The sequence below is a fragment of the Lewinellaceae bacterium genome, assembly GCA_020636105.1.
Lineage (GTDB): Bacteria > Bacteroidota > Bacteroidia > Chitinophagales > Saprospiraceae > BCD1.
Genome location: JACJYL010000002.1, coordinates 2,035,561 through 2,059,524 on the forward strand (window position 1 = coordinate 2,035,561; position 23,964 = coordinate 2,059,524).

Genomic DNA, 23,964 nt, shown 5'->3' on the forward strand with positions numbered 1-23,964 from the left:
TAAAATCGTCCTGTTACTACGCACTGGGCAAGCTTAATTTTATTTAAAGCGATAATTTTTGTTACTCAAAAAAAGGTGTGCAGGGGGGCATGGTTTTAATTGTTGCCTCGGAGGAAAATTTATTTTCCATCAATAATCCCCTTTTCCGATAGCAAAATAGCGATCCGCTTTGTCTGTTCAAACTGAGAAAATACAATGATCATAATTACCGTGATCGGCACACTCAGGATCATGCCCACTACCCCCCAGACTACTCCCCAGAAAGAAAGGGCCACAATGGTAACCAAAGGACTAATATTCATGGAACTTCCCATCAGGCGGGGTTCCAGGATATTACCCACAATGACCTGGATGAGTCCTACAAAAAGTAAAATCATCAGAAAAGGAGTGAGGGTTCCAAATTGCAGCAGGGAAAAAACAGCTGGAAATAATGTTCCAATCAGGGAACCAATAGTGGGTATGAAATTCAAAACAAAAATCAAAAAGGCCCAGAATTCAGGAGAGTCGACCCCAATAATTCGCAAAACAATATAACTCAATGTCCCGGTTATGACACTCACAAAAGTTTTGAGGCCCAGATAACTGGAAATAGATCTCTCTATTTTGTTGAGCATAACGTAAAGCTTCGAAAAATGTTCTTCATCGGGAAACAACATTTTTAGCTTATCTCTGAATTTAGCCTCTTCCAGCACCACAAACAAGGTGTAGATCAAAATCATAAAGGTATTGCCGATAATGCTTGAAAGAGAACTGAATATCGCTCCCAACAACGCTCCAAAATTAAAATCCCCAGCTTTGCCTTTTACATCTTCAATGATATTCAGATCGAATTTTTTGTTGATCAGCTGCACCACCGAATCGAAGTTGGCCCCATATTTTTGATAGGACAAGGACAATGCATTGATATTGGAAGAAAGTACCTCCACCAAAATGCCCGCGAGGATCAAAATTAAGGTCGAAGAAACAAGGGTTTTTAACCAGGAAGGGATTTTGTTTTTAATAAAAGGGACCATGTCAAGGACTGCTTTCATTTGTCTCATCACAAACCACAACAATAATCCCATCACAAAAGGAATGATTAGGTTTTGTCCGTAAATAAGGATGATTACGATGGAAATGGAAACGATAAAAAAATTGGCGGCCTTGTTGAGATTCATGCCTGAGTGGGTTTATTTAGGTGATTTTAAATAACTTCCTTCAAAATTGCCTGCTTATTGAAAGGTAAAACACCCCAACCAATGCCAAAGACATGGTTCTAAAGTATAAAGGTTCTTTTTTGAATACCTTCCTATTGCTCAATTACCTCCGTAATGAAATAATTGGTGTCGCCCTGCCAGGGCATAGATTTGTTGATCTCCTTGTATTTCAGGGTCACTTTTTTGCCTTCGAGGGTGCCCATTTTCTCATAAAGGTCCCTGTTTTTCAATGAAAACTCCCAGATATTGCCGATCACTCCGGTCTCGTCATCCGTTTTGAATCCCCCGAGGTTTAATTGTCCTTCATACGTTTTGAAGACATACCCTTTTTTGGAAATTTTGACCAGGTACCCCGTTCTCGATCCGGTGCTGTACGTCCAGTTGGAATAAACCATATACAACCCGCCGCCGACAACAAGTCCTAAGAAAAGAAAGATAAACAATTTGCGAAAAAACCTCTTTGTCTTTTTCATTCCTTTGTTGACGGATTCCTTAAACTGGTCTGTTTTCTCGTCAATGCTGTCGTTGATTTTTTTCTTTCCTTCTTCGAAATTTTCTTTGATGGAGCTCATGGTTGAATGTTTTGTTTTAGCGTAATCTTTGCTTTCTAACCGGATCGACGCAAAGGATTCATAAAATTAATAAATACCGGCTGAACGGATAATCAAAAATTCAGAATTATTCCCTGTTTACCCGCCAAAGACCTCCAATGATTTGCCTATCCTTTCAAAAACCTTTTCCTGCCCCAGCACGGCCAGCATATCAAATACGCCGGGACCGTGCATGGTACCCGACAGCGCAATACGCAACAATGGAAAAATATCCCCCATCTGCAGCTCATTGTCGGCCATGAAAGATTCCACCGTTTTTTCAATACTTGCCACATCGTATTTCGCCAATGCTTTTAATTGGTTATTGAGTTGACCGAACAAGGGGCCGAATTCAGGTTTCCACTTTTTCTCAAGGGTATTTTGATCGTATTCCAGGTGATCCTGGAGATAAGGTCCGGCCTGATGCACAAAATCCGTCAGGAAGGTGACCCGTTCCTTCAACAAGTCACAAACGCTTTCCAGGTAGGCCTGGTCCGGGTTAAGTCCTTCTTTTTCAATAAGCGGGCGAACGAGTTGCGCAAGCGTCGCCTTATCGGTGGACATGATGTATTGTTTGTTGTACCACTTGGCTTTGTCGAAGTCGAAGCGGGCACCGGATTTGCCTATTTTTTCGAGCGAAAAAGCCTCTGCCAATTCTTCAAGATTGAAAATTTCCTGTTCCGTGCCCGGATTCCATCCGAGGAAAGCAAGGAAATTATCGGTAGCTTCCGGCATAAACCCAAACTCGCGGAATCCGGAGAAAGCATCCGCAGGATTTTCCCCCTGCCAGTTCAGTGGAAAGACAGGGATACCCAGTCGGTCACCATCCCTTTTGCTTAACTTTCCGAACAAAACGCTTTTCATAAAGGTCTTGACGTCCTTTTGCAAATTGGATTCGTTGTCTTTGATCCTGAGTTTTTCGCCAAGGTTTTTGACATCCTGTAACAATTGATCGATCAGTCCGGTCACTTTACCTTCCTGGCCTTCATAGCCAGGCTGTGCCTTGACAAAACCAGCCGCGAATTGTTCGGTAAATTCCTGTTTGGTGCGTTTGTTGATATAAGAAGCCGGATTGGGTTTCAGGATCAGTGGCAAATGCGCAAACTGAGGAGCCTCCCATCCGAAAGCACGATATAACAAAATGTGCAGCGGCAGAGAGGGAAGCCATTCTTCGCCCCTGATCACGTGAGTGATCTCCATCAGGTGATCATCTACAATATTAGCCAGGTGATAGGTGGGCATCCCGTCAGATTTAAAAAGCACCTTGTCGTCAAGTTCCGAGGTTTGCACACTCATCTCTCCTCGAATAATATCTTCAAGCGGCAAGTCTTCATCATCAGGAATACGGAACCTGATCACATAATCTTCTCCTGCCGTTATCCTCTCCTTCACCGCCTCTGCCGATTCCGTAAAAGAGTTGTCCATTTCAAGCCTGGTAGAAGCATTGTAAGTAAAAGTCTTTCCTTCTGCTTCATAAGCCTGGCGTTTGGCATCCAGGCCTTCAGGCGTATCAAAGGCGACATAGGCATGACCGCTTTCGATCAACTGGTCGGCAAACTGCCGATAGAGATCTTTCCTTTCTGATTGACGGTAAGGTCCGTAATCCCCCCCGGCGGCAGGACTTTCATCAGGCGTCAGGCCACACCAATCGAGGGCCTCCATGATATAATCTTCCGCTCCGGGCACATAACGCGCCTGGTCGGTATCTTCAATTCTGAGAATAAAAGTCCCTCCCAGTTTTTTGGCAAATAAATAATTATACAATGCTGTCCTTACTCCCCCGATATGCAGAGCCCCCGTCGGGCTTGGCGCAAATCTTACTCTGGTCCTTTTTGTCATGATTGCTGTTTCTAGAATTGAAATCGATTAAATTTTGGGGGCAAAGGTAACGAGTAAAATGATAAATTTAAAATTTAAAAGAGCCATTCACCGGCATTTGGAACCGGGAAACATTCCGTTGAAGACTTCTTTTTGACGCCATCATGAAGTACTTGCTGTATCAAAAAAAAATATTTTGACATAAAATATCCCCAACGGCCAAAAACAAGTAAAAAAAGTCTCTATAAAACAATTTACTTACGTGAATTTAACCCCGAATTAGGGTCCAAAACACCCTTTTTGAAATAAAAATGAAAAAAAGTAAAAAAAAAAGCATTTAAACGCAGCATTTTCAAGGTTTTAAGCGTTGATATATAAACTAACATTCCAGCCAAAGTATCTCCTTTCAAAAGCCGGTTTTTATTACCTCTTTGAAGCAGGGAATTTGGGAAAACCTGTACGGCATTTATTTGAACAAAATAAATGCTATGGAAGCAAAACAGCTACCCGGAAATTAAAAAATCCGGCACAAAAAATAAACCTTCGAATGCGGGAACATTTACCTGTATTTAGTGATTAGTATAAGTATTATTTAATTTTTATCCATGAACATAAAAGAATACGCCAAAAACGTACTCTGATTTAAACCAGAAAACATGTATTTAGTAAAGACTCCTAATTTTATTCAAAGTCTGTTTCCCAATTTTACCTGGAAGATCCCTACAAACGAAAAAAGTATTTACCTGACCTTCGATGACGGCCCTATTCCGGAAGTAACTCCCTGGGTTTTGGAACAGTTGGAAAAATACGATGCCAAGGCTACTTTCTTTTGTGTCGGAGACAACATTCGTAAACATCCGGAAGTTTTCCGCATGGTCAAGGAACAGGGACATGTTACGGGCAACCACACGATAAACCACCTTGACGGCTGGACTACCGAAAACATTCCCTATTTCCACAATGTGCGCCGTTGTGCCCGTCAAGTGGACACAGACTTGTTCCGCCCGCCCTATGGCCGGCTTAAGCCACAGCAGGCATTATTTTTACAAAGACACTATCGGGTGGTGATGTGGGATGTACTGAGCGGCGATTTTGATCCTAATATTTCTGCTGAGCAATGTTACAAAAATGTCATTCGCAATTGCAGTCCCGGATCCATAGTGGTATTCCACGACAGCATCAAATCCTGGGATACACTGAAGCAGGTATTGCCTAAAGTATTGGAATACTTCACCGCTGCAGGTTATTCCTTTGAAGCGCTCCACGAGAAAAAACTCGTACAGCCACAATTGGTGAAAAGTATTGCCTAAGTCTTCAAAAAGTATTGCAATGTTATCCAACATAAAAAGCCGCTTACGTTTGTAAGGGGCTTTTGTTTTTTGGCTATTTATTTACTGATGTTAGGCCAACAAACAAAACAGGGGGTCAATTTGCCTGCTTGCAGATAATTGACCATTCTCTCCTACTTCACCATGATTTTTTTAACGTCCCCCAACAACCCATTTGCTAAAAACAGGTAATAGATCCCCGGCGACAGTCCTTGCATATCCAATTCAGTGGGAAGCCCTTCCCACTGATGGCAAAATTTTCCGGCAGCATCCAACAATACGATTTCAGTCGGTTGATTGCCCCCCTTAAAATCAACGTAAAGTCGTTCTCCGGAACCCACAGGATTTGGAAAAACATTTATGGCTGCGGCCTCAAAATCCGGTACAGACAGGCCTACTTCCACATTCTGGTGGATCACCCCGACGGCATCCAGGTCAAATCCTCCGACCGGAAAGGGGGTCGGAAAAGGATCGTTAATCAGATTTCCCGAAGCATCCCTGCTGCCCAACACAGGATCGACAGTGCCAATGACATCCACCACACGGACATGAGTGATATGATCAAGATCGAGCTGGCCGGCAAAGTCACTCAGCTCTTCCAGGTCAAAAGGAGTACCGAAACCGGCCCGGTATTTTCCGGCGAGGTTATTGATCATCGTCGCATCGGTTGTGCCAAAAGAAAGTGTCTGTTCGGAAGTATCGGTCAGGGAAGTGGCCGGGAATCGAAAGAAATCCGTGCCGTTGCTGCTGACTTCCACAAAGGCGAGTTCCAGGAAAAGATCATCAAACCCATTTTCAAAAACGACAAAGTCCCAGCCATCCCCGTTGCGCACCGGATGGTCAAAAATAACAGTGGCCATTCCGCCGTCGCCCAGACTTATCACCAGGTTATCTGCCGCTCCTGGAACGTTTTCGGCATCGCCATTGGTCGTAAGCCCCAGTTCCTCCATGAGGATATTTTGAAGCCCGCGGTCCGCTTCACAAGCTACCGCCCAGGCGATGATTTGGGGATCATCGGCAGGGATAGCCGTACTCCCCTCCTGTCCGGCAGGAGGAGCAAACTGGGCCGTAAGCCCTTGTCCCAAAAAGAACCAATAAAACAATAAAACCAATATCTTTTTAAACATAGTGGAAAATTTGGCTTCAAAATTAGCACTACCTTTCGACCGGAAAAATTAAATCCCCGCAAACTTTGAACTTTAACCCTCTTATTTTTGAATCATCCTAACCAGGACGCAACTCTGATTCAATAATTTCGTATCATTGCAGTAATATTTCATTCCCTGTATTTTGCCCGTTGAACTATTAAATGTGCACTATATCAGGAGTGATGATTTTCCTCCTTTTTCCACCCGGCTTATTTCCCTGACAAACAGGGAGAGGAGTTTTTCCCAGACCCATATTATCAAACATCCCGGATGTATCATTATTGATGTCATTAAATTTGTCAATTTTTTTTCAATGAAAAAATCAATTAAAGGCCTTGGTCTTCTGGTGATTTTGGGGCTGAGCAGTGTCGGTTATTTCTTTTATTACGATACGAGGGATCCGTATGTAAAGGACGTTGACCACAATGTGCCGGAGGATTTGATCCCCACTTTCAAGGAAATTCCGTTCAATTTTTTTCACAGCTTTGATCATAAAAAATCCCTGCCGCTGCTCGGAAGTTGCCTGATTGATATTGACGAGGATGGTACCGATGAGGTTTTTATAGGGGGCGGTTCCGAACAAAGTGATGTCCTATTTAAGTACAGTAACGGATATTTCGAAGACATCTCCGATTTGGTCAATCTTCCCGAAAAATCAACTGCCGTAACCCTGGGAGCCGTTTCATTTGATATGGATGATGATGGGTTTAATGATCTGTTGCTTGCCCGGGATGACGGAGTCTGGTTTTTGAAGAATAAAAACGGGAAATTTATCGCCAAGCGACTCAACATTCCACTCAGTGAAAGTTCGACCCCTATTGCTTTTGCCCTGGGAGATGTCAATAAAGACGGATTCATCGATATTTTTGTGTGCAATTATTTTCCACTCCAAGAGAAAAAAAGACAAAGGGTTTTCAACGAAAAAAATTATGGTGCTTCCAGTTTGCTGCTATTAAACAAGGGCAATGTCACCTTTTACGATGCCACCCGGGAGTACGGCCTGGATTACATTCACAATACCTTCCAGGCGGTGATGGCCGACCTCAACGAAGATGGATGGCTGGACCTCGTGGTGGCCTACGACACCGGAGAAACCAGGATATACAAAAACCGCGAAGGCACCTTTTTTGACCCTATGCCCAATCCGCTCTCAGGCAGATATGCTTATCCCAAGGGCATTGCAGTCGGAGATTTTAACAATGATACCAGGATCGACCTCTTTTTTTCCAATACGGGCTCTACGATTCCTAAATCGATTGCCCGGGGAGATCTTGAAGACGACCAGGAACTCGTAGTTCACTGGCTATTATACCGGAACGAAGGAGATTTCAATTTCACGGATATTTCCGAAGAAGCCAAAGTATCTGATTTTGAATTTGCCTGGGGTTGTGTGTTTGAAGATTTTAACCTCGATGGTCTGCAGGATCTGGCTGTAGCCGAAAACTCCATCAACTTTGCCCCGCATAAAGCCTTTAAACTGCCTTGTCGGCTACTGCTCCAGAGAAGCGACGGCACTTTTTCCGCCGTGGAAGAACAGGCCGGGGTAGTCAACAAGAATTATACCCTCACTCCGCTCACCAGTGATTTCAATGACGACGGTTATCCTGACCTTGTTTACATCAACCTCGATGGCCCCGTCAGGGCTTTCCTCAACGAGGGCGGTTCACATAATTACCTCAAGGTCAAAATACTCGAAACCAGCGCCAATGCAGGCACCAAGGCCACCGTTTATCTCAAAAACGGGATGACTCTTTCCGACATGTACATCATCGGCGAAGGCCTCACCGGCGACCAGAGCAACACCATGACCTTCGGCCTGGGCGACGAAACAGACGTCAATGCGCTCGTCATCAAATATCCTTCCGGTCAGCGTGATACTTTATTAAGTCCCGAAATCAACCACACCTATTTCTTTCCGGCAAGTGAGTTTTCTATTTTGGATTAGCCTTTTTAAGGAGGGTGAATGGGTATTGGTCGAAATTCTGAAAGTTGTTTCAAATCGTTTGAGATGGTTTCAAATTGTTTCACGTTTCAGTTTGTTAGCTGGGGAATGGTAATGTTTCCCAAAAACTTCGACATTCGGGGTTCTGGGTTATGAATATTCACGCTAATTTTAAATTCTAACCCCTTCAAAAAATGATTTTTTTAACCGCAAGGAACGCGGAGTAGGCGCGAATCTGTACCGCCAAAAGTCTGCATCGTACGCAAAGTGTTAGTGGGGAAACGCCAGGCCGGGAGGGCGCAGTACATTTTTCGATAATTCAAGGCTTATTATGGATTATCTTTTTGACAATTGTCTTTTCATTTCCTTTAAACAGCAGGATCAACAAACCATTTGGGAGTTCTTCTATATTTATGGAAGTATTGGCGGAAATTATCGATTGCTTAAACAATAATTGACCTGTTAAGGAATGGCATTCCAGCTCAAGAGGAAAAGATTTATCCTCTTTCCCAAAAGTAATATTTAATTGATCGCTTACCGGATTGGGAAAAATTCTTAAAGCTTCAGATGCTGCCTCCTCTTCTATTCCCAGAATTTCATCACAGTCTAGCATTTCAACATATAAAGGTTCTGCCCATCCTTCAGTGCATCTTGGAACAGGCCCTGAGTTAGCCTGACCATAGCCTTCGATCCAACCATCACAGGCACACGAAAGCGCAATGATCTTAGCCAGTACCCCATTGAATTGTGAGTAGTGCACCGAAGTTACTACAGGATTTATCCAATTGTGATACACAAAGGCTGTATCCCCCACTTCAAGGGTATAATCGATAAACAGGACCTCTTCCTGGCTACCATCAAGTTCCGGTAAATAGTAAAGTTTTCGTTCCGTAGTATCCTCCCGAACGTAATTAACTTCTCCACAACCTCCATATTGAGATAACTGTTTTAAAACTGTATAAAATTTTCCATTTACCTCAACCGTATCACACGTTTCCTGTACGGTAACGCCTATTTCACCCCAAATGGTCATAACCCATTTTTTCCCGGCTGCTAAAGTAGGGTGATAGGTGTTGTCCTGGCCAAACATGTCCATGAAAATAAAAAGGGCAAAAAGAATCGATAAGAATATTTTACGATAGGATGTTTTCATTTTCATATTGTTTTCATTAAAAAAATCAGCAAGAGAAAATAATGGTTTGGTCAGGATGTGAACGTAATGTACAAAAAAATGACAATAAATTATTAAGCCCTGCTGCTTAATACCGTGTAACAAATGTTTTTTTATTTTTTAATAAGAGTCCTCCAACAGAAATTTTTTTCGCGCAGATGGAACAAAGTGACATACCGTACCTCTGGTCGGTATTCCGGAGTTGGAACACCCCGTACCAACAGTCGGGGCAAAGCGCAGAATAAAAGGATTTTTCCTAAATATTTCAGCGATAATCTGCGAAATCAGCGTGACAAAAAAGTATCGGAATAGAACATTTAAACTATATAAATAAACTTTCGTTACAGTGTACTTAATTTTCCAACGCATGGAAATTGAAAACAGAAAAGAAACATTAAAAAAATGGTAAATTGAAGTTCCGGAGTAGAAAATTAATCCAATTTTTAAGTTACCTGATGGGGATAAACCCTAAACCCCCATCCTCCGCCCAACCTCCTCGCGAAAGGCGGCCCCCACCGGCACCCATTGCCCGGCAACCCGAACGCGTCCGGATTCCATGGCCTCGATGCGGGATATGGGTACCAGGTAGGACTTGTGCACCTGCATAAAATCGTTGGGCAGGTTCTCGAGCGCCTGGGTAACATTTTCTCTGACCAGTATCTTTTTGGCTTTGGTATAGTACACCATGTAGTTGCCGTCTTTTTGCAGGTAGAGGATGTCCTGAACGGCCACTTTCAGGAGCTGATAACCGCTTTTGAGGAGGAGGAAGATCTCCTGCTGGGCAGGCTTCTTTTCCTGTGATTCCAGCTTTTTGATGCGGTTGACAGCCTTCAGGAATCGCTCGAAGGTGATGGGTTTGAGCAGGTAATCGTCTACAGCAAAATCATAACTTTTGACGGCGTATTCTGCATAGGCGGTGGTCAGCACTACATGGGGGCGATCCTCCAGGGTTTCGAGGAAAGAGATGCCCGAGAGCTGGGGCATGTTGATGTCGAGGAAGATGATGTCTACGGGGTTCTGGTGGAGGAATTCCAGGGCCTGAAGCGGGTTGCGGAAGGCGGCAACACAATCGACAAACGGGATCCTGCCGATGTAAAGCTCCAGCAGTTCCAGGGCATTGGGCTCGTCGTCCACAAGAATGGCTCGTATCATGACAGTTTCAGTTTTAATGTCACCTTAAACAGGCCGCTTTCCTCCCCCACCACCAGCGTGTACCGATGGGCGTAGATCAGCTTCAGCCTTTTGCGGACATTCTCCAGTCCCACCCCGCTGTACTGACCAGGCATGGCCACACGCTGCTGTTCATGTATGGAATTGGTGATGTTGAAGGTGAGGGCGTTATCTTTAATATCCAGCGCCATCCGTACAAATGATTTTTTGTCCGCATCCAGGCCGTGTTTAAAGGCGTTTTCCACAAAAGGGATGAGTAGCGCCGGAGCGATCATTTGGTCTTCCATGGCTCCATTCACGTCAAAGCGAACCTCAATCGGATCCTCCTTACTGTACCGCAGCCCATTCAGCCGGATGTAATCGCGGATGAATTCCACCTCCTGCTCCAGGGGAATGAAATCGGACTGTGTATCGTAAATGATGAACCTCAGCAGATGCGACAGCCGGGAGATGCCCTCGGAAATGTCGGACTGATCGTGCCGCTCCGCAATGGCAAGCAGGTTATTAAGGGCATTGAACAAAAAATGCGGATTGATCTGTGAACGCATCAGCTGCAGTTCCGCCGACAGTTTTTCCCTGACCAGAAATTGCTGTCTTCGGTCCAGTTTTAGTTGTTGACGGATGGTGCCGTAAGCAATGGACACCGCGAGATAAAAGCCGTAAATGATGGAGATCAGTCTCAGATAAAGCCCGTCGAACAGTTGACCCGAAAAATGCAACACAAACAGTTCTATCCCTACGCAAAATGCGACAGCCACCGCAAGCATGACCAGATAACGGACCAGGCTGCGCCTCTGATAGAACAATGGAATGAGCCAAAAAGTATTGATATAAAACAAGATCGCACGTGGCGGTATCCCGGCAAAGGAGATGACCTGTATCGGTCCGTGGGTACGCGTTTCCCGATACAGATCGTTTTCTGTGATGATTTCTACCTCCGTCAGGTTAAAGCCTACCATGGTGGAGATGACCCAGGCGGTGACGAGCCAGAAAAGGATGTTCAGGAAGATTTCGGAGTATTTACCCACCGTTGATTATTAATTAAAATTAATCCCATTGAAACCATGGAGAGTCGCATACAAAGGATACATCACACCAAAAAACAGTGGCTATCAGCGTAATCGACGCCAAAAAGGTTTCCGATTAAGGAATAAAATTAATCAAATTTCATCACCGGTACTAAAACTTGTGATGAACGGGCGTTTTCGGGTATGAAATGGGATGGGAAGCTATTCAAACAGGAACAATCATCCTAAAGGGAACTTTTAGCAGTTAAACACAAGGACCACAAAGCAATCATAGCCTCATCTGCGATAAAATAGAAAAAAAACATCACAATCCAAAGCATTAATCTTTTCGGAAACGCCAGCATAGTCGGGAAAAAATACAGTATCTACCGTAACTTTAGGATTCATAACTCTTTTCGGGTGGTTCGTAACATTTTCTTGTTCGGTAATCATGCTTACTTTAAACTTGCAAAAAAAAAGATCATGCAAAAATTAAAAACTTCACTCATCGTGCTACTCGGGTGCCTCATTTTTCAACATTGCACTCCCTCGGCTGGCCCTGCCGAAGAAAAGGATACCGCAGACAAAATATCGGAATACCTCACCACCATTGAATCCCAGGGTTTTGACGGGGCCGTATTGGTCGCACAGAAAGGAGAAATACTGGTTTCGGACGGGTATGGTTTGAGCGATGTGGAGAAAAACATCCGCAATACGGACTCCACTATTTTTGACATCGGTTCCATCACCAAACAGTTCACGGCGGCGGGCATTCTGAAATTGGAAATGGCCGGAAAACTATCAGTCAACGACCTCATGTCCAAATATTTCGCCAATGTACCGGACGATAAAAAGGGCATTACCTTACATCAACTGCTGACGCACAGCGCCGGCTTCCCGGGAGCCATCGGGGATGATTATGAAGACATTACCACCGCTGACTTCATTTCCCTGGCCATGTCCAAACCCCTGATGTTTAATCCCGGAAGTGGGTATGAATACTCCAATGTGGGGTACTCCTTACTCGCCATGATCATTGAAAAGGTGAGTGGCAAGCCTTATGAAACCTACCTCCACGACAACCTATTTCAACCCGCGGGCATGAATAATACCGGTTACCTTTTACCAAAATGGAATGGCAGCCTTATCGCTACCGGTTACCGTAACGATATTCGTTGGGGCAAACCCACAGAAAAGTGGACTTCGGGCCATATTTCCTGGCACCTCAAGGGCAATGGCGGCATTCTATCCACCGTGAAGGATATGTATAAATGGCACCAGGCTTTGTTGACGGACGATATCCTTTCTGCAGAAGCCAAAGAAAAATATTACACCCCTTTTGTTCGGGAAGGCGAAGGTGCCAATTCCTTTTACGCTTACGGGTGGGCCATTTTCCCCACGCCGAGAAATACCAACCTGGTCGCCCATAATGGCGGCAACGGGATTTTCTTTGCCGATTTCCTGCGCTACCTCGATGAAAAAGTGACCATCATCGTGATGTGCAACCGTTCCACCCGTTATGCCAACCGCATCGCTTCTCAGATAGCCGGGATCATTTTTACGCCCGACTTCGTGCCTACTTATCCAGAGGGCAGCGGAGTAGAGCTGAATCAGGAAGAGACACTGGCCATCGGCAATGGATTTGTCGAAGCCATCGCCCAACCGGATTCAGCAAAATGGGAATCGTTCATTCGCGATAATTTTTCTGAAGAATTGTTCGGTTTTGTATCCATGGATGAGCACCTGAAATTCTTCCGGTCTTTCCACGATGATCTGAAGGATGCCAAAATGGCCACCATGGATATTTCTAACAATATCATACAGATCACCTACGATACCGGAAAGGAGGTGGTGCTGATCACACTGGAACTGGATCAGATGCCTTCAGGAGAAATCAAATTGGGAGGAATAATGGTGGATTAGGGAAATGGTAAATTCAATAGGAATGATTTTCCGGAGGCTATGAAAGCCCCCTTTAGCCTTTAAAATTTATCATTTTAAATTTTAAATTTTTTTAGATCACCATACCCGCGCCTACCGTTTCATGGGTGGCTTCGTCAATGAAGATGAGGCTACCCGTGATGCGATTCCTATTGTAGGTATCTACGAAAAGTGGTTGGGTGGTGCGGAGTTGGAGGCGGCAGATATCATTCATCCCGATCATTTTATCTTCCTGGTTGCGGTGAAGCGTATTGATATCCAGCTTATACAGAATGTTTTGGACCATGCAACGCACCTCGCGGGTCGTATGCTGGAGGGTGTATTTTCCGCGCTCCTGCAGCGGTTTTGAGCTGAACCAGCACACCATCACATCAATGTCCTGGGTCACTTGGGGCTGGTTGTTTTCCCGCACCAGCATATCCCCGCGGCTGAGGTCAAGATCATCTTCCAATTGAATGGAAACGGACATTGGGGGGAAAGCTTCTCTGACTTCTCCGTCATAAGTTTCGATGGCAGAAATGACAGAAGAAAATCCGGAAGGCAATAAGGTGACTTTATCCCCTTTTTTAAAAACGCCCCCGGCGATCCGTCCGGCATAAGCGCGGTAATCATGGTAAGCATCGGAGTTGGGCCGGATGACCATTTGAATCGGGAACCGGCAATCAATAAGGTTATGATCGCTGCCAACATGCACATGCTCAAGGTAATAAAGTAAGGTACCTCCGTCGTACCAGGGCATGTGTTCACTTTTTTTAACCACGTTATCTCCATTCAACGCGGAGATGGGAATAAACTGTAAGTCTTTTACATTGAGTTTACCAGCAAAGTCCGCAAAATCCTCCCGGATGGCTTCAAAGGCCGATTCATCGTAATCCACCAGGTCCATTTTGTTGATGCAAATGAGGAGATGGGGAATTTGCAGGAGGGAAGCGATAAAGGCATGGCGGCGGGTTTGTTCCACAATGCCCTGGCGGGCATCCACGAGAATGAGGGCCACATTGGCGGTGGAAGCCCCGGTAACCATGTTTCTTGTATATTGAATGTGCCCGGGAGAGTCTGCAATGATAAATTTTCGTTTGGGGGTGGAAAAGTAGCGATAAGCGACATCGATGGTAATGCCTTGCTCGCGTTCGGCCTTCAGCCCGTCGGTCAGCAACGCCAGGTTGACGTGGTCTTCGCCTTTGCGCTCACTGGCCGCTTTTATCGCATCGTACTGATCATCAAAAACAGATTTTGTATCATACAACAGCCGGCCGATGAGGGTGCTTTTTCCATCATCGACGCTACCGGCGGTGGTAAATCGGATGAGTGCTGTTTTTGATGATTCCATGACGGATGCTTTTTCTGTTTGTTACGAGATGACATTTTTTCACACGAGACGACACCTTTTATCCTGCACTAAGGCTGTGCACGAAGATGTCACATCGCCTTTTCGTGTACGAGATGACACCTTTTTGCATGCCCTCAAAGCTATACACGAAGATGTCACCTCGTGTTTTTTCACCTCGTATTTTTTGTTTTTTTGATCCATTGCTGCACGGCCCATTTGTGGCTGTCCAGGTGGAGCACTTCAATGGCTTCTTTGTCTGACAAAAAAACAATTTCGTGATCTTCCTCCACGATGAGGGTGTGATCCTGATCGGTAATCCGGGCGGAATAAAACATGCCCAGCTTATTGATGTAGGTCCCTGCCACGGGAGAAAAAATGTATTCTGCTGCTTCGCCAATTTTTTCCAGGTCAGTCACTTTATAACCCGTTTCTTCGATCACTTCCCGCTTCAGGGCCTGCTCCGGGTGTTCCCCTTCATCGATACCGCCGCCAGGCAGAAAATATTCTCCCCATCCTCTTATCCGCACCAATACGAGTTCGGTCGCCTGGGTGATGATGCCGTAACTGCCGGGGCGATCGATACATTTTTTCCCTTCGGGTAAATTTTTGAATTGAAGCATGGCTGGTGGCTGGTTACTTGGTGCTGGTTACTTGCTTGTTGCTGGTTACTTGGTGCTGGTTACTTGTTACTGGTTACTTGGTGCTGGTTACTTGGTGCTGGTTACTTGGTGCCTGTGGCTAACGGTGAATCTGACGGTTTAACGGATCACGGATTCACTACGGCCCGGCCTACGCTATCGTAATAGTATCCGCGTTCTTTCATCATTTCCAGGTCGTATAAATTCCGGCCGTCAAAGATGACCTTGTTGTGCATCAATTTATCCATGGCGGTGAAACTTGGGGTTCGAAAAACGCTCCACTCTGTCAGTATTGCCAAAGCGTCTGAACCTTCCAGGGCATCGTATTGATCTTCGGCAAACTGAATCTTATCCCCGAGCAATTCCCTCACATTATCCATAGCTTCGGGATCGTAGGTTTTAATTTTTGCTCCTGCAGCCAATAATTTTTCAATGGTATACAATGCCGGGGCTTCCCGAATATCATCGGTATTGGGTTTGAAGGCCAATCCCCATAAAGCGATGGTTTTGCCTTTCAGATCGCCTCCGAAATATTTGATGATTTTTTCGGCTACCAAAAGCCTTTGCCGGTCATTTACATTCAGTACAGCATTCAATATTTTAAAATCATACCCATTGTCTGTAGCTGTTTTGAAAAGTGCCTGAACATCTTTGGGAAAACAACTGCCCCCGAAGCCTACTCCCGGAAAAAGAAACCTTTTGCCAATCCGGGAATCACTTCCCACGCCCATGCGAACCATGTCCACATCGGCCCCCAAAATCTCGCATAGGTTGGCAATTTCATTCATAAAAGTAATGCGGGTAGCCAGGTAAGCATTGGCGGTATATTTGGTCATTTCCGCGGAGCGTTCATCCATGAAATAAATGGGGTTGCCCTGGCGTAAAAATGGTTTATACAATTGCTCCATCACTTTTTTTGCCCGTGCAGAACTGGTTCCGATGACCACCCGATCCGGTTTCATAAAATCATCCACGGCTACGCCCTCTCTTAAAAATTCAGGATTACTCACTACATCAAAAAGCGATTCGTCGAGCCCTTCAGCAAGAGCCTTATGCACAATTTCGGCCGTCCCCACCGGAACCGTACTTTTATCGACAATGACCTTGTAGTCGGTAATGATCTTCGACAAGTCTTTGGCCACACCTAAAACATAAGACAGATCCGCAGCACCATCGCCCCCGGGAGGAGTGGGCAGGGCCAGGAAAATGATCTGTGCGTCCTTTATTCCTTCTTCCAGGTCAGTGGTAAATTTCAACCTTCCTTGCCTGGAATTTCTTTCGAACAAAAGTTCCAGTCCCGGTTCGTAAATGGGGACAATGCCGTTTTGCATTTTTTCCACCTTGGCTTTATCGATGTCCACGCAGGTTACCGTATTTCCTGTTTCCGCAAAACAAGTTCCTGTGACAAGTCCTACGTATCCCGTTCCGACCACTGTTATATTCATGGGTTCAAATATTTTGATAGTTTTACCGGAATGCGATTATTTTTGATTAAAACTAATATCATTCAATCACAATCTGTCCGGCAGTTATCTTTTTTCTTAATTAAGCCTGCAAAGTTAAGGCTTTTGTCGGGGATATTAATTTTCTGAAGTTGTTGTTTTTGTATATTACGGGATGAAACTATTTTTTGGATTTTTTTAAACCAGTAAATTAAAAAAAGCCTTCATGAAACAATGGTTGAACGATATATACCACTCTTTTCCGGTGCAACTGACCATAATGCACCTGCGGAGTAATTTAATCCTTGTGACTATATGGGTTTCCCTTGTACTTTTTATTACAGGAATCCTTGGAGGAAACCTCGGCTTTCCCAGTTTGTTCCTTGATCCTGAATATTTTGGTCGAGTTGGTTTTGTCAGTTTTTTTATCGTAGGGGCAGCTTACGGGCTTTTTTTTATGAGCTGGAATCTGGCGACCTATCTTTTAACAGTCCATCAATTCCCTTTTCTCGCTTCCCTGGCGCGGCCGTTTACCAAATTTTGCATCAACAATTTCATTATACCTGCTACCTTCGTCCTTTTTTACCTGACCCGGGTCACCTACTTTCAGTCCACCTTCGGACGGTTACCCCCCTCTGATATCATGCTTTACACCCTGGGGTTCATGCTGGGCATATTAACCTCACTGATATTGTATGCCCTTTATTTCCAGTTTACCAATAAAGATATTTCTTCTTACAAAAAGCGAAACCGGCTACTCCCCCACCTCATCCCTGGACTAGCCCCCAGCCGTCCCAATATAGACATTGATTACATCAAGCAGCCTGAGCAAAATAAAAGGGTGAAAATTTATCTCAATGAATTTATGCGCCCGAAGATCGTCAGGAGCGTAGCGCATTATGAATCGAGTTTCCTCAGGAGCATTTTCAAACAAAACCACCTGAATGCACTCCTTTTTCAATTGCTGACAGTTTTCATTCTTATCCTGCTGGGGTTACTGATCGATTATCCTGCATCCCGAATCCCTGCAGGAGCCAGTATCCTGATCCTGCTGAGTATCCTGATCGCCTTTATCGGAGCGATAAGCTACTGGTTCGGCGAATGGAACGTAATCGTTTTTATTGTTGTGCTTCTTCTCATCAACCATCTTACGAGTTTTGATTTTTTCCACCGGGACAATCTCGTTTATGGCTTGGATTATTCGGTGCCGGCGACGAAATACAACGCTAAAAAACTCAAAAGAATATCCGATACCGGGATCATTGAGGAAGATATTGCCGCAACACAAACAATCCTGGATAACTGGCGAAAAATCAACGACCCCGGCAACGGGGAAAAACCAAAACTCACGATACTCTGTGTCAGCGGCGGCGGTTTAAAAGCTGCCGCCTGGGCCTTTAGGAACATACAGCTGGCCGACAGTCTCACCCAGGGTAGATTTTTGCATAGCAATGTACTCATCACCGGCGCTTCCGGAGGCATGCTGGGAGCGGCGTACCTCAGGGAACTCTATCTCCGAAAACAAAAAGGAGACCTGCTGGATCTATATAGTCAGGCGTACCTGGATAATATTACCAAAGACCTGCTCAACTCCGTCTCCTTTACCTGGGTGGCCAACGACCTGTTCCTTCCTTTTGCCAAATTCAAATCCGGGGAACAAACCTATTACAAGGACCGGGGTTATATTTTTGAAAGGCAATTCAATGAAAATACGGATTTTGTGTTACAAAAAAAACTCGCAGATTATCAACAACCCGAAGCGGAAGGCATTATCCCCATGATGTACATCACCCCTTCCATCATCAATGATGCTCGTCGGTTGATCATATCACCACAGGGCGTATCGTTTATGATGCTCGCTCCGGCAGGGCTTCAACTTCACGGGGAGGTGGATATAGATGCGGTAGATTTTGGCTGGCTGTTTGCAGCCCACAATCCTGGGGCGCTGCACTTCACATCTGCCCTTAGAATGAACGCCACTTATCCTTATGTTTTACCTAATGCACACCTTCCAAGTTCTCCGGAAATACAGGTCATAGATGCCGGCTTTCGCGACAATTTCGGGGTCCTGTCAGCTACCCGATTCCTGCAAACTTTTAAAGCCTGGATATTGGAAAATACAAGTGGGGTAGTTCTTGTTCAGATCAACAGTGCTGAAAAAACGGGATCGATCCTTCCCAACAGGAACCAGGGAACTATTGAAAGACTCATTGAACCACTCGGACTCATGGGACTCATGTTTACCGTTCAGGGTTTTGAACAGGACAATAACCTCGGATTTGTGATGGATCTTCTGGGCAGGGACCATTTTGAGCTGGTACGATTCAATTATACTCCTTTGGATGCGGAAACTCCATCACCGCCCGTATCCTTCCACATTAGCGCACTTGAAAAAAAGAATTTACTGGATGCCATACAATCGGAAGAGAATCAACGAGCCATGCAACGACTCATGGAACTGCTTTCCCATGAAAAAATTCCAGCAGCGGGCAAATAAATGCTGTATGATGAAGGCTAAAACTTAACCACATACTCGGTCACCTGGGAGGTGCCAGTATTATTTTCCCATAAGGGACCGTTGGTGATTAGGCGAATGGCTTCTGCTTCCATCACTTTTACAGAATATTGAAGGGCTTTGATATGGGTAAGCTTACCATTGGGTTCCACGACAAATTGTAAGAGAACTTCTCCTGTCATGACCGAATCTGGAAGGACTTTGTTTTGCTCCAGGTATTGCTCGAATTTTTGGAAGCCACCCGCAGGTTTCACATCGGGTTGCGCGGTAAAAATATTTTTCGTGTTGACTCCTGAGGCCGCAGCAGGTGCCTTGGCCATTCCCGCTTTATTAATAGAATCTTGCTGAAATTCGTCCTCAATATCCGCCATATTAACAACATCAGCATCCATTACCGTAGTTTTTGCTTCCGTGCTTTCTTCTGCAAGGACGATTGTTTCCTTCAATTGATCCTCCCTTGTATCAGGCAAATCATCGGACACCACAGCTGGTGAGGTAGGGATAGGGGATTCCTTAGGTGCCTGAGCATTGGGCTCTTTAATATTAACTCCTCCTGGAGCCGGTTTATTCAGATTTCCGGGGTCTTTTTTCGCCTTGCGCACCTGGGCAATTTGCGACTCCGGTTCATTCGTTTCATGGTAAAATGCAGTATCAGCCCGGGAACCTTCTTCTTGTTTCCCGGGAAGTGATTTTGTTTCGGCGGGTGGTTTATTTTCTGACCGGGTGTCCGAAGGTTCATAAGCCATATTTGAATCTTTCCAGCCAAAATTATCGTTTACCATCCAAAATACGCCCCCTGCCAGGAGGAGCAGAGCCACTGCCGCAGCGATGCGCCAAAGAACAAATCCTCCTTTGCGATTTCCGCTACGGTGCAGCAATTTATCCTTCAAGCGAGCCAGCGCTGCTTCGTGGTCCCCTTCAGGAAACTGACGATATCCCTCCATGGCATCCGCCAGGAAAGGATCGCTCACGGCTGCCTTTTCAAGCAGCTGCTCGTCTTTTTTCCGTGCATCTCCCCGCAACCATTTGCGGAAGGCGTCGATTAAGTGATATTTTGTTTCTTTTTTCGTGATGGTACTGGTTACTTACTGGTTACTGGTTACTTGTTACTTGTTACTTGTTACTTGTTACTTGTTACTTGTTACTTGTTACTTGTTGCTGGTGCTGGTTGCTAACTCTTTACTCTCCACTCTGGTTATATTTATTCTCAATACATATTTTCAAATTTCGTCGGCCATTCTGAATATGGGAACGGATTTTTCCGATTTCCTCGTCTTTCATTTCTGCGATCTCTTTGTAAGAATACCCCTGGTAATAAAACATATCGACACACTCCTTTTGTAGTGCCGTGAGCGTTTCAAGGCAATCTATCAAATGTTTTTCTCTTTCTTCTGCTTCGGAGGGTTCATCCAGAGGATGCATTTCTTCTGCAGAATACATATTTTCAGGCGTAATATTTACACTCAAATGTTTTTTATCCTTCCTGAGTTTCATCAGGCAATGATTTTTACTCAATACATAGAGCCATCCCCTGAATGCTGCAATTTCGTGTTTTTTTACCTTTTGTGCCACCTCTTCAAATATATTCATCACCGCATCTTCCGCAAGGGCCTCATCCTTCAGATACTTAAGACAAACTCCGAAAGTCAATTCCATATACCGCTGAAATAATACGCCCAAATGCGACAGGTCGTCACTTTTAAGGTAAAGATTCAGCAATTCCTCATCGCTGTAATCATCATTATTTCGGCTCCAGAGTTTAAGCATTCCTGAGAAAATTCAAAATAAAATTCCTGCTCGTGTGTAATTTGACAAGACGGTGCATCCTTCGGGTAACTAAAACTTAAAATTGTAAAGCTATGAAAAATTTGTTCTATTTTATTACAGCTGCCGTGGTGTTGTTCGCGGCAGCTGCTTTTGTAACACCGCAAACTTCAACGTACAAAGGATCCTTTTTTGTACAAGACAAAGACATTACGATTACAGGAACGGTCAGGGATAATAATGGAAACCCTTTAATGGGTGCCTCTGTCCTGGAAAAAGGAACCCAAAGAGGTGCTATGACAGATATTGACGGCAAATACAGCCTGAATGTTACCAATGACAAAGCCATTATTGTTTTCAGTTACATCGGATTTACCCCCCGGGAAATTCAATTGGGTAAAAGTCAAATACTGGATGTAATCATGACCGTCAGTACAACCCTTGAAGAATGTATAGTCGTGGGTTATACTAAGGAAACAGCATCAAAAGAGTACCCGGTAACCACCACGGCTGAAAAGTTTCAAAAAAATCGCAGGCAAAACAAAAAAATTTTTGATGCGCTGAGTGGAAAAGTAACAGGAGTCAGGATACAAAAAGATGATGAGGTCATACAAGACTCCCGTTCCGAAACCAAAAACTATGATGTTGACGGGAAAAAAAATCAAAAAAGCCCCACTCCCCCGGCTCCACAAACACTCCAGGTAGCGCCACCGCCGCCGCCAAACACCACAACTCCGAAACAAATGGTAAAAGCCGATGAACCCAAGCCTGCACCGGCTCCCCAGCCAACCCCTCCGGTTTCCATGGCCAGTGGCGATGTAAAAAAACCAAAAACTGCCATTGAAACAGGGGCTACTACCATAAAAATGGATACCCTCCTGGATTATGCTGCTGAGCGGTATGAGGAAATTTATGAAAACCCGTTTTTAGCCGCCACCAAAACGCCGCTCTCCACCTTTTCCATAGATGTGGATGCTGCGGCCTACAGCAATATGCGCCGTTTTGTGAACAATGGCGCCCTGCCTCCAAAAGATGCCGTGCGCATTGAGGAAATGATCAATTATTTCAACTACGACTACCCTGAACCAAAAGGGGAACACCCTTTTGAGATCATCACGGAAATTGCTGATTGTCCATGGCAAAAAGGCCATAAGTTACTGCACATTGGCCTGCAGGGAAAACGCATTGCCAAGGCAGATCTTCCCGCTACCAACCTCGTATTTTTGATCGATGTATCGGGCAGTATGAACAGCTCCAATAAACTTCCCTTATTGCAACAATCCCTCAACCTGCTCATCGACAACCTCCGGCAGAATGATTTTGTCTCCATCGTCGTTTACGCCGGTGCGGCTGGCGTGGTGCTGAATCCTACCAATGGCTCGGACAAACCAGGCATTAAAGCGGCCATCAACCGTTTGCAGGCCGGAGGTTCCACCGCCGGAGGTGCAGGGATTGAACTGGCTTACAATATGGCCCGGAAAAATTTCATCCGGGGAGGCAATAACCGGGTTATCCTGGCTACGGATGGCGATTTTAACGTAGGCGTCAGCAATGACGATGCCCTGGTAAAGCTGATCGAAAAGGAAAGAGAAAGTGGCGTATTCCTGACGGTCCTCGGTTTCGGAATGGGCAATTACCAGGACGCAAAAATGCAAAAACTGGCCGACAAAGGCAATGGCAACCATGCTTACATCGACAATATTGATGAAGCCAAAAAAGTGCTGATCAATGAATTTGGCGGAACGATCTTCGCCATTGCCAAGGATGTTAAATTACAATTGGAATTCAACCAGGAACAGGTAAAAGGTTACCGCCTCATCGGATACGAAAACCGCCTGTTGGCCGATAAGGATTTTGACGACGACACCAAGGACGCCGGAGAATTGGGCGCCGGACATACGGTGACCGCTCTTTATGAAATCATCCCCGCTAATTACCAGACGCCCTATATTGTAGATACGGATCAATCCAGGGTTGACCTTGAGCCGGCAACCGCATTTTCAGGTCAGTCCAATGAATTGGTGCATATCAAATTCCGATACAAGGAACCAGATGGCAAAAAAAGTAAATTACTTGAAAAAGGAGCGGTGGATATGAATATTCCATGGGAGAAAAGTTCGGATAATTTTAGATGGTCAGCCGCTGTAGCCGAATTCGGATTGTTGCTCCGCGATTCTAAATATCAAGGGGCCTCCAGTTGGAACGGTTTGAAAAAAATGGCCGAAAATGCGAAAGGAAAAGATACCAATGGATACCGGGCTGAAATGATCCGGTTGGTTGAGGACGCGACCATCCTGGCGAAAAAACCCATGGCCGGTAAATAGCAGGCTTAACTTACAAGCACCTATGAAATAAAAAAATGCCCTCCCGTTCGTTGATTCGGGAGGGCATCGTTATTTTTTTCACAATTCCACCACCTTGAGTTTGATCACATAATCATTATCATTAGCAGTTGGCGGCTCTACAGGGTAAGGCAATACTTCTTCCAGGGTATAAATATAATTGCCCAGGGTATCGATGGCGAGTGCTTCGTATCCTGCTCTCAGGATTAATTTGAGATCAAGGGATTCTTCTCCCAATGCAGCAACCTTTAACGTCACCTCTGCCTGCCCTTCCCAAAAGCAGTCTAACTCCAACGGGCAGCGGGAATCATCAATTTTTGAAAAAAGGACAGACAAAGCGCCGTCATCAGACGTTTTTTGTGCTGCAAAGTTCAATTCAAAAACTTCGCCAAAGGCAAATCCGGTGTTTTCAAGATTCTTTGTACAAGACCATAAGGTACAAGCACAAGCAGTCCCCAGCATTAAAATAAAAAAACGATTTTTCATAGCTTAAAATTTTAGTTGATCAATATTTTGGGGTTAGAACCATTTGTCCAAACGCCCTTTATTCATCAAGACTCAAACTCCAACGATCCCCGTTGGGGGGAATGACGAATTTAAATCCTTCTTAACATTTTATGAT

The 23,964-nt window shown here is 44.9% G+C and carries 18 protein-coding genes; 5 read left to right on the forward strand and 13 right to left on the reverse strand.

What is annotated here, in order from left to right; translation table 11 throughout:
* Positions 1-119 precede the first annotated feature (119 nt).
* From H6571_25090 to H6571_25100, 3 genes are all read right to left on the reverse strand, one after another.
* Positions 120-1,157, reverse strand: coding sequence for an AI-2E family transporter (locus H6571_25090; GenBank protein ID MCB9327027.1), 1,038 nt, complete (start codon positions 1,155-1,157; stop codon positions 120-122).
* 131 nt (positions 1,158-1,288) lie between these two features.
* Positions 1,289-1,768: a hypothetical protein gene (locus H6571_25095; protein ID MCB9327028.1), complete on the reverse strand. Its 480-nt coding sequence runs from the start codon at positions 1,766-1,768 to the stop codon at positions 1,289-1,291.
* Between the two features lie 117 nt (positions 1,769-1,885).
* Positions 1,886-3,625 (reverse strand): glutamate--tRNA ligase, encoded by a 1,740-nt coding sequence (locus tag H6571_25100; GenBank protein ID MCB9327029.1) that lies wholly within the window; start codon positions 3,623-3,625, stop codon positions 1,886-1,888.
* Positions 3,626-4,260: 635 nt separating this feature from the next.
* Between H6571_25100 and H6571_25105 the strand changes: the two genes are divergently transcribed.
* Positions 4,261-4,914 carry a polysaccharide deacetylase family protein gene (locus tag H6571_25105; protein MCB9327030.1) on the forward strand — a complete coding sequence of 218 codons (654 nt, stop codon included), beginning with the start codon at positions 4,261-4,263 and terminating at the stop codon, positions 4,912-4,914.
* A 152-nt stretch (positions 4,915-5,066) separates the two neighbouring features.
* On the opposite strand, the gene H6571_25110 is transcribed toward H6571_25105, so the two are convergent.
* A complete protein-coding gene (locus H6571_25110) occupies positions 5,067-6,059 on the reverse strand; it encodes a T9SS C-terminal target domain-containing protein (GenBank protein ID MCB9327031.1) in 993 nt (330 codons plus the stop codon).
* A 334-nt stretch (positions 6,060-6,393) separates the two neighbouring features.
* Between H6571_25110 and H6571_25115 the strand changes: the two genes are divergently transcribed.
* On the forward strand, positions 6,394-8,025 hold the full coding sequence (locus H6571_25115) for a CRTAC1 family protein (GenBank protein ID MCB9327032.1): 1,632 nt from the start codon (positions 6,394-6,396) through the stop codon (positions 8,023-8,025).
* Between the two features lie 316 nt (positions 8,026-8,341).
* Here H6571_25115 and H6571_25120 read toward each other — a convergent pair whose 3' ends face one another.
* The 3 genes from H6571_25120 to H6571_25130 form a co-directional block, all read right to left on the reverse strand.
* A complete protein-coding gene (locus tag H6571_25120; protein ID MCB9327033.1) occupies positions 8,342-9,175 on the reverse strand; it encodes a T9SS type A sorting domain-containing protein in 834 nt (277 codons plus the stop codon).
* 486 nt (positions 9,176-9,661) lie between these two features.
* Entirely contained in the window at positions 9,662-10,345 is a 684-nt protein-coding gene (locus tag H6571_25125) for a response regulator transcription factor (GenBank protein MCB9327034.1), read from the reverse strand.
* A complete protein-coding gene (locus H6571_25130; protein ID MCB9327035.1) occupies positions 10,342-11,391 on the reverse strand; it encodes a histidine kinase in 1,050 nt (349 codons plus the stop codon). The genes H6571_25125 and H6571_25130 overlap by 4 nt, the downstream gene beginning before the upstream one ends.
* 462 nt (positions 11,392-11,853) lie before the next feature.
* On the opposite strand from H6571_25130, the gene H6571_25135 reads away from it, so the two are divergent.
* Complete coding sequence (locus tag H6571_25135) at positions 11,854-13,293, forward strand: serine hydrolase (GenBank protein ID MCB9327036.1); 1,440 nt, start codon at positions 11,854-11,856, stop codon at positions 13,291-13,293.
* 91 nt (positions 13,294-13,384) lie between these two features.
* On the opposite strand, the gene H6571_25140 is transcribed toward H6571_25135, so the two are convergent.
* The 3 genes from H6571_25140 to H6571_25150 all read right to left on the reverse strand — a co-directional run bounded on the left by H6571_25140 (position 13,385) and on the right by H6571_25150 (position 16,724).
* Positions 13,385-14,641: a 50S ribosome-binding GTPase gene (locus H6571_25140; protein ID MCB9327037.1), complete on the reverse strand. Its 1,257-nt coding sequence runs from the start codon at positions 14,639-14,641 to the stop codon at positions 13,385-13,387.
* A gap of 170 nt (positions 14,642-14,811) precedes the next feature.
* Positions 14,812-15,261: an NUDIX domain-containing protein gene (locus tag H6571_25145; GenBank protein ID MCB9327038.1), complete on the reverse strand. Its 450-nt coding sequence runs from the start codon at positions 15,259-15,261 to the stop codon at positions 14,812-14,814.
* Between the two features lie 146 nt (positions 15,262-15,407).
* Positions 15,408-16,724: a UDP-glucose/GDP-mannose dehydrogenase family protein gene (locus H6571_25150; protein ID MCB9327039.1), complete on the reverse strand. Its 1,317-nt coding sequence runs from the start codon at positions 16,722-16,724 to the stop codon at positions 15,408-15,410.
* Positions 16,725-16,947: 223 nt separating this feature from the next.
* Here H6571_25150 and H6571_25155 point away from each other — a divergent pair, with 223 nt between their 5' ends.
* The gene (locus tag H6571_25155) at positions 16,948-19,218 is read left to right on the forward strand and encodes a patatin-like phospholipase family protein (GenBank protein ID MCB9327040.1); all 2,271 of its coding nucleotides are present in this window, start codon (positions 16,948-16,950) and stop codon (positions 19,216-19,218) included.
* A 17-nt stretch (positions 19,219-19,235) separates the two neighbouring features.
* Here H6571_25155 and H6571_25160 read toward each other — a convergent pair whose 3' ends face one another.
* Both H6571_25160 and H6571_25165 read right to left on the reverse strand, forming a co-directional pair.
* Positions 19,236-20,258 (reverse strand): hypothetical protein, encoded by a 1,023-nt coding sequence (locus tag H6571_25160; GenBank protein MCB9327041.1) that lies wholly within the window; start codon positions 20,256-20,258, stop codon positions 19,236-19,238.
* Positions 20,259-20,415: 157 nt separating this feature from the next.
* Positions 20,416-21,003 carry a sigma-70 family RNA polymerase sigma factor gene (locus H6571_25165; protein ID MCB9327042.1) on the reverse strand — a complete coding sequence of 196 codons (588 nt, stop codon included), beginning with the start codon at positions 21,001-21,003 and terminating at the stop codon, positions 20,416-20,418.
* 92 nt (positions 21,004-21,095) lie between these two features.
* Between H6571_25165 and H6571_25170 the strand changes: the two genes are divergently transcribed.
* Positions 21,096-23,324, forward strand: a complete 2,229-nt coding sequence (locus H6571_25170; protein ID MCB9327043.1) for a von Willebrand factor type A domain-containing protein — start codon at positions 21,096-21,098, stop codon at positions 23,322-23,324.
* A gap of 78 nt (positions 23,325-23,402) precedes the next feature.
* On the opposite strand, the gene H6571_25175 is transcribed toward H6571_25170, so the two are convergent.
* Positions 23,403-23,828: a hypothetical protein gene (locus tag H6571_25175; protein ID MCB9327044.1), complete on the reverse strand. Its 426-nt coding sequence runs from the start codon at positions 23,826-23,828 to the stop codon at positions 23,403-23,405.
* Between the last annotated feature and the right edge of the window lie 136 nt (positions 23,829-23,964).